Origin of the sequence: Novosphingobium flavum, from assembly GCF_014230315.1 — a bacterium.
Classification (GTDB): Bacteria; Pseudomonadota; Alphaproteobacteria; order Sphingomonadales; family Sphingomonadaceae; genus Novosphingobium; species Novosphingobium flavum.
On record NZ_JACLAW010000003.1, the window covers coordinates 21,338 to 33,993 of the forward strand.

A 12,656-nucleotide genomic window follows, 5' to 3' on the forward strand; every position below is an offset into this window, starting at 1 on the left:
CGGCTAGAAGGACGCTCAGTCCGGCTTCTTGGCGACAGCCACCATGGCCGGGCGCAGCAGGCGGTCCTTGATCATGTAGCCGGCCTGCAGTTCCTGCAGCACGGTGCCCGGTTCGGCGTCGGCAGAGGGCAGCTCGATCATGGCCTGGTGCTGGTTGGGATCGAGCGGCAGGCCGAGCGCAGCAATGCGGGTGATGCCGTGGCTGGCGAAGACCTTGTCGATCTCGCGGCCCGTGGCCTCGATCCCGGCAACGAGATTCTTGAACTTCTCGTCCTCGCGCAGGTCGGCCGGAATCGAGCCCAGTGCGCGGGCCAGATTGTCGGCCACCGAAAGGATGTCGCGGGCAAACGAGGTCGCCGCATAGGCGCGCGTGTCGGCCACGTCCTTTTCCAGGCGGCGGCGCACGTTCTGCGTCTCGGCCTTGGCGTAAAGCACTTCCTGCTGCGCCGCTGCCAGCTCTTCACGCAGGCGCGCGGCCTCGTCAGCGTCCTTTTCGAGCAGTTCCTCGGGAACGCCCTTCAATTCCTCGGCCACCGCCGGGTCGACCTGCGGCTTGGTATCTTCAGTCATTTTCAGCTTGTTTCCGCTTATCCGATGAGCTTGCCCAAACTCTGGGCGGTGAAATCCACCATGGGGACCAGCCGCGCATAATTCAAGCGAGTCGGGCCGATTACCCCCACCACGCCGACCACGCGTCCTTCCCGATCACGGTAAGGCGAGGCGATGACCGACGAGCCGGAAAGGGCGAACAGCCGGTTCTCCGCGCCGATGAAGATGCGGGTGGCGTCAGCCTCGCGCGCGGCATCGAGCAGAGAGGCGACGGACTGCTTGTTTTCCAGATCGTCAATCAGCGAGCGGACCCGTTCGAGATCGCCGATGGCGGTTTCATCAAGCAGGTTGGCCTGCCCGCGCACGATCAGCACGGGGCGGTGGTCGCTGTCCTCGCTCCACACCGCAAGGCCGCGCTCCACGAGGTCGCGGCTCGCGGTATCAAGCGCGGTGCGCCCATCCGCGATCTCAGCGGCGATGGCGCGGACGGCTTCGGCCAGGGTTCGCCCGCCAAGATGGGCCGAGAGATAGTTGGAAGCCTCCTGCAGGGCGCCGATCGGGGTGCCGAGGGGAAGTTCGAGTACGCGGTTCTCGATTCCCCCGTCCTCGCCCACCAGAACGGCAAGCGCCTTGCCGGGGCTGAGGGGGACCAGTTGCAACTGCTGCAGGCGCGGCTCGCGGCGCGGAACCATGACCACGCCCGCGCAGGCCGAAAGGTCAGACAGCACTGCCGAGGCTGCCGTCAGCGCCGCCTCGATCGGGCCGGGCCGGGCCATGCGCCGCTCGATCGCGGCGCGCTCCTCCAGCGTCGGCTCGGCGGCCTGCATCATGCCATCGACAAACAGGCGCAACCCAAGGTCGGTCGGCATCCGGCCCGCGCTGGTGTGCGGCGCGGCCAGCAGGCCAAGCGATTCGAGATCGTGCAGGACCGAGCGGATCGAGGCGGGCGAGAGGTTGAGCCCGGCCCCGCCCGCGAGCGTCTTCGAGCCCACCGGTTGGCCGGAATCGAGGTAGCCCTCCACCACGAGACGGAAGATCTCGCGGGCTCGGGTGTTCAGTTCGGTGATGGGTGGGCCGGTCATTTGTGAAACCTTATTTAGTCTGCACTCTTGCAGCCTCAAGCCCGAAGCGCCAAACGCGGCTCGAACATTCACTTGAGGAACAGTCCATGCGTCCTTCCGGCCGCGCGCCTGACGAAATGCGCGCCATCAGCTTCGAACCCCATTTCACCAAGCATGCCGAGGGTTCCGTGCTGATCAGCTTCGGCGACACCAAGGTGATCTGCACCGCCTCGGTCGAAGAGCGCGTGCCCCCGTTCCTGCGCGGCAAGGGCGAAGGCTGGGTTACGGCGGAATATTCGATGCTGCCCCGCGCCACGCACACCCGCGGCAGCCGCGAGGCGGCCAAGGGCAAGCAGTCGGGCCGGACCCAGGAAATCCAGCGCCTGATCGGCCGGTCCTTGCGCGCCGTGTGCGATCTGAAGAAGCTGGGTGAGCGCCAGATCACGCTCGATTGCGACGTGATCCAGGCCGATGGCGGCACCCGCACGGCCTCGATCTCGGGCGCCTGGGTGGCGCTGCGCATCGCGATCGACAAGCTGATGGCCCAGGGGCTGATCAAGGAAGACCCGCTGACCGCGCGCGTGGCGGCGGTGTCCTGCGGTATTCACCAGGGCACGCCGGTCCTCGACCTCGACTATGTGGAAGACAGCGCGGCCGATGCCGATGCCAACTTCGTGCTGATCGAAGGCGGCAAGATCGCCGAAGTCCAGGCCACGGCCGAAGGCGCGACCTATGACGAGGAAGGCCTGCTGCGCCTGCTGCGTCTCGCCCGGATCGGCTGCGACCAGATCTTTGCCGAGCAGGCCAAGTCCGCAGGCCGCTGATGGGCAAGCTCTCCGGCCAATTGGTGATCGCCACGCACAATGCCGGCAAGCTCAGGGAAATCCAGGCCCTGCTTGCCCCGTTCGGCGTGACCTGCCTCTCGGCCGGAGACCTCGGCCTGCCCGAGCCCGAGGAAACCGGCACGACCTTCACCGAGAACGCCCTGATCAAGGCGCGGGCGGCGGCGGACGGCGCCGGGCTTCCGGCACTCGCCGACGATTCGGGTCTTTGCGTCGATGCGCTGGGCGGCAAGCCAGGTGTCTATACCGCCGACTGGGCCGAACGGCAGTGGTTCGAAGGGCCAGAAGGGCGCGACTGGTTCATGGCCATGGGCAAGGTCGAAGGACTGCTTTGCGAACAGGGCCCCGATGCCGATCGCTCCGGCCACTTCGTCTCGGTCCTGGCGATCGCCTGGCCGGACGGGGACAGCGCGATCTACGAAGGCACGGTGGACGGCACGCTGACCTGGCCGCCGCGCGGCAAGCTCGGCTTCGGCTATGACCCGATCTTCGTGCCGAACGGGATGGACCAGACCTTCGCGGAGATGGCACCCGAAGACAAGCACCGCATCAGCCACCGCGCCAATGCCTTTGCCAAGCTGGTGAAGGACCAGTTCGAGGCGTAGAAGGCAAAGATGGCCCGCGCGCTCTATATCCACTGGCCGTTCTGCCTGAAGAAGTGCCCCTATTGCGACTTCAACAGCCATGTGCGCGACGGCGTCGACCACGGCCTGTGGCGCGATGCCTTGCTGGCCGATCTGCGCCACGAGGCCGAAGTTGCTGGCGGAGAGGCGCTGGAAAGCGTGTTTTTCGGCGGGGGCACGCCCTCGCTCATGCCGCCTGCGCTGGTTGCGGACCTGCTGACCGAGGCCGAGCGGCTCTGGGGATTCGCGGACGGGATCGAAATTACGCTGGAGGCAAATCCTTCATCGGTGGAGGCGGCGAAGTTCGCGGCGCTGGCCGATGCCGGGGTCAACCGGGTTTCGCTCGGATTGCAGGCGCTGGATGATGAAGCGCTGCGTTTTCTCGGGCGATTGCATGGGGTTGCGGAGAGCCTTGCGGCGCTCGACGTTGCCCAGAAGCATTTCGGGCGGGTCAGCTGCGACCTGATCTATGCCAGGCCCGGGCAGTCCGTAAAGGATTGGGAAAGCGAGCTTTCCCGGGCGCTTGGCTTCGGGACGGGGCATCTCTCGCTCTACCAGCTGACGATCGAGCCGGGGACCCGGTTCGCGACCATGGTGCGCGAGCGGCAGTTCGACCCGCTGGACGACGATGCGGCGGCGGACCTGTTCACCCTGACCCGCGAATTGACTGATTCTGCGGGGATTCCGGCTTACGAAATCAGCAACCACGCCCGCATTGGCGAGGAAAGCCGGCACAACCTCGCCTACTGGCGCTACCAGGACTACGCCGGGATCGGACCGGGGGCGCATGGCCGCCGCAACGCCGCTGCAACGGTGCGGCATCGCAAGCCAGAGAATTGGCTCGAGGCGATCGGGCGCAGCGGGCACGGCATCGCCGAGGAACGCGCGCTCGGCCGGGCCGAGCAGGCCTCGGAAGCCATGCTGATGGGGCTGCGGCTGGGCGAAGGGATCGACCTTGCGGCGCTAGCCGCGCGCTTTGCCATGACGCCGGACAGCCTGTGCGAGGCGGACCGGTTCGCCTTTTACGAAATGCAGGGCCTGACGTGGCGCAAGGGGCCGCGCATCGGGGTGACCGAGGCCGGGATGCCACTGCTCGATGCCCTGCTTGGCGAACTGGTGCCGGCGGAGTTGGTCGCCTCGTGAACGCGCGGGCCGACCTCCTCGAGGCCTGGCGCGATCATCTGGCTCTGGCGCGGCGGCGCTCACCCCATACGGTGCGGGCCTATCTGGCGACGGCGGCGCGGCTGCTGGACGAGGTGGGCGCGGCAGACTGGGCTGCCCTCGCCCGGCTGGACGCCGCGACCCTGCGCGCGCAACTGGCGCGGCGGCGAGCGGACGGGATCGGCAATGTCTCGGCCGCGCGCGAGCTTTCGGCGCTCAAGGCCTTCCTTGGCTTTGCCCGCGAACAGGCGGGGGTCAGCGAGGCGGCGGCGCCGCGCCTGCGGGGGCCGCGCATCAAGAAGGGCATTCCCCGCCCGGTGACGCCGGACGAGGCGGTGAACCTTGCCGCCATGGTCCACGAAGATGCGGCGCTGGAATGGATCGGGGCTCGCGACCGGGCCGTGCTGCTGCTGCTCTACGGCGCGGGCCTGCGCATTTCCGAGGCGCTTTCGCTCACCGCGGCCGCCCTGCCGCTGGGCGAGACCATCACCGTGACAGGCAAAGGGGCCAAGCAGAGGGTCGTGCCCCTGCTACCGCTCGTGCGCGAGGCCGTGGCCGACTATGCCCGCAAATGTCCGTGGCCGCTGGGCAAGGACATGCCGCTGTTTCGCGGGGCCAAGGGCGGGCCGCTGTCGCAAGGGCTGGTGCAGAAGGCTGTGGCGCGGGCACGGGTCGTGCTCGGCCTGCCGGCCAGTGCCACGCCTCATGCGCTGCGCCATTCCTTCGCCACGCATCTGCTTGGCGCGGGGGCAGACCTGCGCTCGCTGCAGGAACTGCTCGGCCATGTGAGCCTGAGTTCGACCCAGATCTACACCCAGGTCGATGCCGCGACCTTGCTCGACGTCTATCGCAGCGCACACCCGCGCGAGAACTAGGCCCTGTTCTTGTTCCAGGTGGCGACGCGCCAGAGGTACCACCCGATGACCCCGGCGGTCAGCGCCGCAATGGCCCAGCCGAGCACCTCCTGCGCGCCGGTAAAGCGCGCCAGCAAGCGCCCGCCGTGGATCAGCAGCGCATTCCACACCGCCGCGCCGAAGAAGGTGAAAACAAGGAAGCGCCAGTGCTTCATGTGGGCAAGCCCTGCCGGAAGCGAGATCATCGTGCGCAAGAATGGCGAGAAGCGCAGGGCGAATACCACCCATTGCCCATGGCTGCGGAAGAAGGCACTGGCCTTTTCAATGTCCTGCCACTCCATCGTCATCCAGCGGCCCCAGCGCCTGACCAGCGGCAAGAGCCGGGCATAGCCGAAGCGGTCACCGAGCAGGAACCAGACGTAATTGCCGATGGTCGAGCCGACCGTGCCGACCAGCAGCAGCGGCCAGAAAGTCATCGACCCGCGCGCGACCGCGATCCCGCCGACGCCCATGATGATCTCGGACGGGATCGGCGGAAAGACGTTCTCGAGTACCATCAGGGCGAAGATGCCCCAATAGCCGCCCTGTTCGATCAGGTGGATGATCCAGTGGTTCATGGCTTACCCGGCTGCCGTTTGCGCGCGTCCATCGACAGGCTCAGGACGAGCGGAGGCGGTGAGTGGTTCCGTCAGCCGCGCAGCATTGCGGCGTGGCGTTCCTCGATCGCGTCCCAGATGCGCGCGCCGGTGTCGGTGCCGTTGAACCGGTCAATCGCCACGATCCCGGTCGGGCTGGTGACGTTGATCTCTGTCAGCCATTCGCCGCCGATGACGTCGATCCCGACGAAAACAAGCCCCTTGGCCTTGAGCACGGGACCGAGCGCGGCGCAGATTTCTTCTTCCCGCGCGGTGAGTTCGGTCGGCTCGGCCGAGCCGCCGACGGCGAGATTGCTGCGGAACTCACCTGCCCCCGGCCGGCGATTGATCGCCCCGGCATAGACGCCGTCGACCAGCACGATCCGCTTGTCGCCCTTGGCTACATCGGGAAGGAAGGGTTGGACCATGAACGGCTCGACCCATGCGGCGTGGAACATCTCCAGCAGGGCGCCAAGGTTCGAGCCATCGGCCGGGATGCGGAACACGGCCTTGCCGCCGTTGCCGTGAAGCGGCTTGATCACCAGATCGCCGCCCATGCCCTTGGCGATCATCCGCGCCTGGAATTCGCGGACATCGTCGATGCGCCGGGCAACCAGCGTGGGCGGCATGAACCGCGCGAAATCGAGCACCATGACCTTTTCCGGCGCATTGCGGACCGAGGCCGGGTCGTTGACCACCAGCGTCGTCCCCTCGAGCCGTTCGAGCAGGTGGGTGGCGGTGATGTAGCCGAGATCGAAAGGCGGATCCTGACGCATCAGGATCACGTCGATATCCTCGGCAAGATCGAGCTTGCGGTAGTCACCCCTCTGAAAATGGTCGCCGGCCTTGCGCTGGACCGTGACGGGAGCGGCCCAACAGGTGATCCGCCCCATGTCGAAAGCAAGGGTGGCGACATCGTAGTGCCACAGCTCATGCCCGCGCGCCTGGGCGGCGAGCATCAGGGCGAAGCTCGAATCGCCGGCTAGGTTGATCGTTTCCAGCGGGTCCATCTGGACCGCGACGCGCAGGGTCATGAAATTGTTCTTCCCGTCAATTCAGCCCCTCAATTCAGCGAGGCGTTGGCGATGTGGCGCGGCCAGCGCCCCGGCGCAAGGAGGATCGCGTCGATCCGCACGTCTTCGCCGCCCTGAGCATAGCGATGAGCCAAGCCTTCGGCAGCGGCGACGACCCGCGCGAGGCGCCGGGAATCGATGGCGAAATCGCGCTGCTCGGCCGTGGCCCGCCACTTCACCTCGATGAACGCGACCGTGCGGCCGCGCCGGGCGATCAGGTCCACTTCGCCGCGCGGGGTCTTGATCCGGCGGGCCAGGATCGACCAGCCCTTTAGGCGCAGATACCACGCCGCGAGCGTCTCGCCCCGGCGTCCGCGCCGCTCGGCCTCAGCGCGCTGTTGCCCGCTCCGCTTCACTTCAGTTCAAGCGCGCGGGCATAGAGCGCCTTGCGGTCGAGCCCGGTGGCCTTGGCCACCTTGCCGGCGGCCTGCGAGGCCTTGTCGGTTTCGAGCGCGGCGCGCAGCAGGGCATCGACGTCCACCCCCTCGCCCGGCGCGGTTTCGCCCGGCGGGCCGATGAGGAGAACGATCTCGCCCTTGGGCGGGTGCGCCTCATAATGGGCGATAAGCTCAGCCGGAGAGCCGGTGCGGCATTCCTCGAACTTCTTGGTCAGCTCGCGCGCGACGCTCGCCTCGCGGCCGGGCAGGACTTCGGCAATCGCGGCGAGACTGTCGGCCAGGCGCGGCGCCGTCTCGTAGAAGACCAGCGTGGCCTTCACCGCGCCCAGTTCAGTGAGGATATCGCGCCGGGCCTTTTCCTTGTTCGGCAGGAAGCCGGCGAACAGGAAACGGTCGCTCGGCAGGCCCGACAGGGTGAGCGCGATGGTGGCGGCGCTGGCGCCCGGCAGGCTGGTGACCGCGATCCCCCGCTCGCGCGCGGCGCGCACCAGCTTGTAGCCGGGATCGGAAATCAGCGGGGTTCCGGCATCGGAGACGAGGGCCAGCGCCTCGCCGGCGGCAATGCCCAGCAGGTGATCGCGCGTCGCCTCGCTCGCATGATCGTCATAGCGGATCAGGCGCTGTTTTATTTCAAGGTGATGGAGCAGCTTGCCGGTGACGCGGGTATCTTCACAGGCTATCGCAGCTACGGAACGGAGTACCTCCGCCGCGCGTAGGGTGATATCGCCCAGATTGCCAATCGGCGTGGCGACAATATAGAGCCCGGGTTCAAGCGGCGTGGTCATCCACCGTGCCATGAACCAACTGTGAGGGGAGCGGCAAGCATGATCGGTGTGGAGCTGACGAAGTTGAATATATGCAGCTCCCGCAGGAAGGTCATCGCCTTTGCCGGAATCCTGCTGCTGGCAGGCTGCAAGGTCATTCCGCAAGGGCCGGTCGAGCAGGCCCCGCCGCCGCCGACCCGGCCGCAAGCGAGCACCCTGCCCGAGGATCAGGCGCGCCACCGCGTGGCCCTGCTGGTGCCGCTGTCCGGCCCGAACATGAACGTGGGCCAGAGCCTCGCCAATGCGACGACCATGGCCCTGCTCGACACCAATGCCGCCAACCTGCGCATCACCACCTATGACACGGCGACCGGGCCTTCGGCCGCCGCGACGCGGGCCATCGCCGATGGCAACAAGCTGATCCTCGGCCCCCTGCTGGGCGACGAGGTGGCCGCCGTGGCCCAGGTGGCGCGCCCGGCCCGGGTGCCGATCATCTCGTTTTCCAACGATGCCGGCGTCGCCTCGCCCGGGGCCTTCGTGATGGGTTCGATCCCCGCCCAGTCGATCGCGCGGACCGTGCGCTATGCCCGGGCCCACGGGGTGAACCGTTTTGCCGCGCTGGTGCCGGACGGCGAATATGGCGAACACGTTCTCGCTTCCTACCGCGCGGCGGTGAGCGGGGCCGGCGGGGCGCTTGGCCCGGTCGAGAACTATGCGCGGGGCAATACCTCGGTGGTGAGCGCGGCGCGGCGGCTCAAGCCGGGCACGTTCGATGCCGTCCTGATCGGCGACGGCGGGCGGATCGCGGCGCTTGCCGCCCCCGCCCTGCGCGCCGGCAGGCCCGCAAAGACGGCGGGGCCGCGCATCCTCGGCACCGAGCTGTGGAGCGGGGACGGGGCCGTGGCAGCCAATGCCGCCCTTTCCGGGGCCTGGTATTCGGCCGTGGCGGACAGCCGCTTCCGCCAGTTCGCGGAAAGCTACAACGCGCGCTTCGGGGCCAAGCCGTTCCGCATCGCCACGCTGGGCTATGACGCGGTCCTGCTCACGCTGCGCGTGGCGCGGGACTGGAAGCCGGGCACGGTGTTCCCGACCGGACGGCTGGGCGACAAGGGCGGATTTCTCGGGCTCGACGGGCCGTTCCGATTTGATGGCCAGGGCGTGGTCGAGCGAGCGCTCGAGGTCAACGAGGTGCGCGCCGGCGGGGTGACCGTGGTCAGCCCGGCAGCGGCCAAGTTCCAGGACTGAGCATAACCCGCAGATTTCGGCGCACACCGCTTGCGCGCGCGATTCCGGCGCTTCTATAGTCGCGCATATGTCCGATGACCTGTTCGACAAGCTGCCGGCGGGCAGCGCCGAGGCTTACGATAGTTCCGCGATCGAGGTGCTGGAGGGGCTCGAGCCTGTCCGGCGGCGCCCCGGCATGTACATCGGCGGGATCGACGAGCGCGCCCTGCACCACCTCGCGGCCGAAGTGCTCGACAATTCGATGGACGAGGCCGTGGCCGGCCACGCCAACCGGATCGAGGTGACGCTGGAGGAGGGAAACCGCCTCACCATCACCGACAACGGGCGCGGCATGCCGGTGGACGAACATCCGAAGTATCCGGGCAAGTCGGCGCTGGAAGTGATCCTGACCACGCTGCACTCGGGCGGCAAGTTCTCGGGCAAGGCCTATGCGACTTCGGGCGGCCTGCACGGCGTCGGCGTTTCGGTGGTCAATGCGCTCTCGGTGCTGACCCGGGTCGAGGTGGCGCGCAACAAGGAAGTCTACGCGCAGGAATTTTCGCGCGGAAGCCCGACGGGGCCATTGGCAAAGATCGGCAATGCGCCGAACCGCCGCGGGACCTGCGTTACTTTCGTGCCGGATGCCGAGATTTTTGGCGAGGATGCGAAGTTCAAGCCGCTGCGGCTGTTCCGGCTGGCGCGGTCCAAGGCCTATCTATTTGCCGGGGTCGAGATCCGCTGGAAGTGCGCGCCCTCGCTGGTGAGCGACGAGGTCCCGGCCGAGGCGACCTTCCAGTTTCCCGGCGGCCTGGCGGACCACCTGACCGAGCAACTGGGCACGCGCGAATGCGTGACCACCCAGTTCTTTCGCGGTTCGCAGGATTTTCCCGGCGAACAGCAGGGCCGCGTGGAGTGGGCGATCGCCTGGCCCTTGTGGTCGGACGGAGCGTACAGCTGGTACTGCAACACGATCCCGACCCCCGATGGCGGGACGCACGAGCAGGGGCTGCGCGCCGCGCTGACCAAGGGCATCCGCGCTTTTGCCGAGCTGATCGGCCAGAAGAAGGCCAAGGACATCGCGCCCGAGGACGTGATCACGGGCAGCGAGATCATGCTCTCGGTCTTCATCCGCGACCCCCAGTTCCAGAGCCAGACCAAGGACCGCCTGACCAGCCCGGAAGCGGCCCGCATGGTCGAGAACGCGGTGCGCGATCATTTCGACCATTTCCTGTCCGACAACCTGGAGCGCGGCAAGGCCCTGCTCGGCCATGTCATGGAGCGGATGGACGAGCGGCTGAGGCGCAAGGCGGAGCGCGAGGTCAAGCGCAAGACCGCGACCAATGCGCGCAAGCTGCGCCTCCCCGGCAAGCTGACCGACTGTTCGGGCGAAGGCAGCGGCGAGACCGAGCTGTTCATCGTCGAGGGTGACAGCGCGGGCGGCAGCGCCAAGCAGGCGCGCGACCGCAAGACCCAGGCGATTCTGCCGATCCGGGGCAAGATCCTCAACGTTGCCAGCGCCACGGCCGACAAGATCCGCGCCAACCAGGAAATCGCCGACCTCGGCCTCGCCCTCGGCTGCGGCACCCGCAAGGACTGCAACCCGGACAACCTGCGGTATGACCGGATCGTCATCATGACCGACGCCGACGTCGACGGAGCGCACATCGCCACGCTGCTGATGACCTTCTTCTTCCAGGAAATGCCCGAACTGGTCCGGCGCGGGCACCTCTACCTTGCCCAGCCGCCGCTGTACCGGATCACCAGCGGCAGCACTTCGGCCTATGCCAAGGACGACGCCCACCGCGCAGAGCTGGAGGCGACCAAGTTCAAGGGCAAGAAAGTGGAAGTGGGCCGGTTCAAGGGCCTGGGCGAAATGAACCCGCAGCAATTGCGCGAGACCACCATGTCCCCGGCCACCCGCTCGCTGATCCGCATTACCCTGCCGCCCGAATACGAGGGCCGCGCGGCGGTAAAGGAACTGGTCGACAAGCTGATGGGCCGCGATCCGGCGCAGCGTTTCATGTTCATCCAGAACCGCGCCGGCGAGCTTGATCCAGAAATGATCGACGCCTGACTAGGCCGGCGGGTCAGCCGTCGTCGCTCGATCGCTTGCCCCTGGTGAAATCGAAGCGGATCCGCACCCAGGTGCCGAGCATCGGCTTACCGTCAACCCGCGGCGGGCGGACGAGGAATTGCCAAGCCGCCTGCCGCAAGGCGCGTGCCATGCCCGATCCGCGCGGAGATTCGTCCAGTTCGCGGCAATCCTCGACGTGGTAGTGGTCGATCGTGCGGCAGGCGATCATCGCCCATTCACCGGGAGCGTGGCCGGGCTGGATATAGCCGGCCAGTTCGGCATCGCGCGGCTCGCGGTACCATTCGGCGTTGTAAAGCTTGGCACCGCCCGGCCCCTGCCCGGTCCCGTCGGCAGAACCGTCGCCCGAACCCGATCCGCTGCCCGCCGCCGCGCCGGAGGGGGCGGAATGCATGGAACCGATGTCCGACTTCGCCATGTCGGCCTTGGAAAGCTGGATGAAGCCTTCGGGCAACTGGTAGGTATTCTTCGTCGGCACGATAGCCGGCGGGATCACGGCGGTTCGCGTCTCGGCAACGGCAACCGCCTGATTCGCCACCTGCTGCCGGGCCTTGGCATGGGCAGCCTTGGGCTTGGAATTTTCCTGGGAAATCGAGATCGCCACCAAGTTGCCGCCCGCGCGCCCGCCGGGGGCATCGAACGAGCCCATGGCCAGCATGGTTGCGAAAAGAAGCGCGCAGACGATGGCCGACAGCGCAAGCGCCACGGGGCGGTTGCGTTTCGAGGTGCCGTAGCGGCCGTGTTCCGGTTCGGTCGAGGGCTGTTCCATCGCCAGTGCAAGGTTTGAGTTGCAGCCCCTTACCCGTCCTGCCTGCCAAGGCCAACCTTGCCGCCGCGTGAACGGGACAAATGGTTGAGCCGCCTTTCCCCGGCAAAGTTCCGCGCGCATAAAAGATCCTGATCGCAGACAGGAGCGCCAATGCCATGACTCACACCGGCCAATGCTTTTGCGGGCAGGTCCACTTCTCCATCGACGCCGAGCCCAAGGGTGCGCGGGTTTGCTGGTGCCGTTCCTGCCAGCGCATTGCCAGCGGCTCGCCCACGGTCAACGTGCTCTTTCCGGAAGAAGCCGTGACATGGAGCGGCGAGATCACCACGATCATCAAGCAGGCTGACAGCGGGAATACGGTCGAGCGCGGTTTCTGCCCGCAGTGCGGATCGCAGCTGTTCAGCCGGACGGTCGACCCCCAAGGGGCGCCGATCCGCATCCGCGCCGGGGTGCTGGACGATCCCGATCTTTGCCCGCCGAGTTCGGCGATCTGGGTGAGCAGCGCGCCGCGCTGGGCCGTGTTCGATCCGAACCTGCCCAAATTCAGCAAGGGGCCGGATTCGCCGCAGGTGGAATAGGCCAAATGACCGGGGTGCGACGTGCGGATTGAC

Annotated in this window: 14 protein-coding genes; 7 read left to right on the forward strand and 7 right to left on the reverse strand. The window is 67.3% G+C overall.

The window, feature by feature from the left end:
* Positions 1-15 precede the first annotated feature (15 nt).
* Together grpE and hrcA are read right to left on the reverse strand one after the other, a co-directional pair.
* Complete coding sequence (grpE, locus tag H7F51_RS04140; RefSeq protein WP_185662978.1) at positions 16-570, reverse strand: nucleotide exchange factor GrpE; 555 nt, start codon at positions 568-570, stop codon at positions 16-18.
* A 17-nt stretch (positions 571-587) separates the two neighbouring features.
* Positions 588-1,631 carry a heat-inducible transcriptional repressor HrcA gene (gene hrcA / locus H7F51_RS04145; protein WP_185662979.1) on the reverse strand — a complete coding sequence of 348 codons (1,044 nt, stop codon included), beginning with the start codon at positions 1,629-1,631 and terminating at the stop codon, positions 588-590.
* A gap of 86 nt (positions 1,632-1,717) precedes the next feature.
* On the opposite strand from hrcA, the gene rph reads away from it, so the two are divergent.
* The 4 genes from rph to H7F51_RS04165 are packed head-to-tail and all read left to right on the forward strand — an operon-like array spanning position 1,718 to position 5,111.
* Complete coding sequence (gene rph / locus H7F51_RS04150; protein ID WP_185662980.1) at positions 1,718-2,434, forward strand: ribonuclease PH; 717 nt, start codon at positions 1,718-1,720, stop codon at positions 2,432-2,434.
* On the forward strand, positions 2,434-3,057 hold the full coding sequence (gene rdgB / locus H7F51_RS04155) for an RdgB/HAM1 family non-canonical purine NTP pyrophosphatase (protein ID WP_185662981.1): 624 nt from the start codon (positions 2,434-2,436) through the stop codon (positions 3,055-3,057). Before rph ends, rdgB begins: the two co-directional genes overlap by 1 nt.
* Positions 3,058-3,066: 9 nt before the next feature.
* Positions 3,067-4,218 carry a radical SAM family heme chaperone HemW gene (gene hemW, locus H7F51_RS04160; protein ID WP_185662982.1) on the forward strand — a complete coding sequence of 384 codons (1,152 nt, stop codon included), beginning with the start codon at positions 3,067-3,069 and terminating at the stop codon, positions 4,216-4,218.
* Positions 4,215-5,111, forward strand: a complete 897-nt coding sequence (locus tag H7F51_RS04165) for a tyrosine-type recombinase/integrase (RefSeq protein WP_185662983.1) — start codon at positions 4,215-4,217, stop codon at positions 5,109-5,111. The genes hemW and H7F51_RS04165 overlap by 4 nt, the downstream gene beginning before the upstream one ends.
* On the opposite strand, the gene H7F51_RS04170 is transcribed toward H7F51_RS04165, so the two are convergent.
* The 4 genes from H7F51_RS04170 to rsmI all read right to left on the reverse strand — a co-directional run bounded on the left by H7F51_RS04170 (position 5,108) and on the right by rsmI (position 7,981).
* Complete coding sequence (locus H7F51_RS04170) at positions 5,108-5,707, reverse strand: DedA family protein (RefSeq protein ID WP_185662984.1); 600 nt, start codon at positions 5,705-5,707, stop codon at positions 5,108-5,110. The genes H7F51_RS04165 and H7F51_RS04170 overlap by 4 nt on opposite strands.
* 71 nt (positions 5,708-5,778) lie before the next feature.
* Positions 5,779-6,759: a glutathione synthase gene (gene gshB, locus H7F51_RS04175; protein WP_185662985.1), complete on the reverse strand. Its 981-nt coding sequence runs from the start codon at positions 6,757-6,759 to the stop codon at positions 5,779-5,781.
* Between the two features lie 29 nt (positions 6,760-6,788).
* Positions 6,789-7,154 carry a YraN family protein gene (locus H7F51_RS04180; protein ID WP_185662986.1) on the reverse strand — a complete coding sequence of 122 codons (366 nt, stop codon included), beginning with the start codon at positions 7,152-7,154 and terminating at the stop codon, positions 6,789-6,791.
* The gene (gene rsmI / locus H7F51_RS04185) at positions 7,151-7,981 is read right to left on the reverse strand and encodes a 16S rRNA (cytidine(1402)-2'-O)-methyltransferase (protein WP_185662987.1); all 831 of its coding nucleotides are present in this window, start codon (positions 7,979-7,981) and stop codon (positions 7,151-7,153) included. Before rsmI ends, H7F51_RS04180 begins: the two co-directional genes overlap by 4 nt.
* A 39-nt stretch (positions 7,982-8,020) precedes the next feature.
* On the opposite strand from rsmI, the gene H7F51_RS04190 reads away from it, so the two are divergent.
* Positions 8,021-9,205, forward strand: coding sequence for a penicillin-binding protein activator (locus H7F51_RS04190; protein WP_185662988.1), 1,185 nt, complete (start codon positions 8,021-8,023; stop codon positions 9,203-9,205).
* A gap of 67 nt (positions 9,206-9,272) precedes the next feature.
* A complete protein-coding gene (parE, locus tag H7F51_RS04195; protein ID WP_185662989.1) occupies positions 9,273-11,258 on the forward strand; it encodes a DNA topoisomerase IV subunit B in 1,986 nt (661 codons plus the stop codon).
* 13 nt (positions 11,259-11,271) lie between these two features.
* Here the strand turns inward: parE and H7F51_RS04200 are convergent, their stop codons facing one another.
* Positions 11,272-12,045 (reverse strand): hypothetical protein, encoded by a 774-nt coding sequence (locus tag H7F51_RS04200; protein WP_185662990.1) that lies wholly within the window; start codon positions 12,043-12,045, stop codon positions 11,272-11,274.
* Positions 12,046-12,200: 155 nt separating this feature from the next.
* Between H7F51_RS04200 and H7F51_RS04205 the strand changes: the two genes are divergently transcribed.
* Entirely contained in the window at positions 12,201-12,623 is a 423-nt protein-coding gene (locus H7F51_RS04205) for a GFA family protein (RefSeq protein WP_185662991.1), read from the forward strand.
* Positions 12,624-12,656 lie beyond the last annotated feature (33 nt).